The organism is Stenotrophomonas maltophilia group sp. RNC7, assembly GCF_030910085.1.
Taxonomy (GTDB): domain Bacteria; phylum Pseudomonadota; class Gammaproteobacteria; order Xanthomonadales; family Xanthomonadaceae; genus Stenotrophomonas; species Stenotrophomonas sepilia.
Map to the genome: position 1 here is coordinate 1 of NZ_JAVFVN010000812.1, position 730 is coordinate 730.

Sequence of the window (730 nt, forward strand, 5' to 3'; positions counted from 1 at the left end):
TTGTGATTATAGAAACTATGCAGTACATATACATTTAATGCTTGATAGCCCTAGAATAAGCAACGTGAAAGCGCAAATTAGTCTATTTGGAGTAAAATTACTAAATGTGCCTATAGATGAACCTTGGGGAGCAGGAATATATATTAATGAAATATCTTACTATATAGAAGAAATACAAACTCAATATTCTTTATTCGACTTAAGAATCCTTTTAAATTCAGGTGATGAAATATTAGTTACTGCTAACAATTTGTATTATACTGAAGAATCAAATTTAGAAGATAAATCATAAGAACAATATAAAATAACCTAAAAGCAAGTGCATTGTTCTCTTGCCTTTAGGTTGTTTATTCAGTAATACCGAGATGAAGTAGTGCATGAAAAAATACCGAAAAATTAAAGAGTACGGATTGTATATATCATTTCTTTGATAGACACCACTATTGTTTTTGAATATGATTGGGAGAGAAAATAGGTATGGATAATGAAATATTCAATAGATATAAAGAGTTAGAACCTCCATTTAATGGTGAAGTACTTTATACAAAAGATATAATACCTTTGGATAAGCTTAGAAGACTTGTAAAAGAAACAATAAATTATTTGAAAGAGAATGATCTGATGTATGGGAAGGTATATAAAGTGTGGGACTGGTTTGAACATGACGGATACTTGCGCTCAAAAGAACTTGTTTCAGACGAATTCTTTACTGAACTAACAAAAAATAATG

Annotated in this window: 2 protein-coding genes; both read left to right on the forward strand. The window is 29.3% G+C overall.

What is annotated here, in order from left to right:
• Nucleotides 1-292, forward strand: a 292-nt coding sequence (locus RCF13_RS19815) for a hypothetical protein (protein WP_308141476.1), incomplete at its 5' end; no start/stop codon positions are given.
• A gap of 185 nt (nt 293-477) precedes the next feature.
• On the forward strand, nt 478-730 hold a 253-nt coding region (locus RCF13_RS19820), incomplete at its 3' end, for a hypothetical protein (RefSeq protein WP_308141477.1).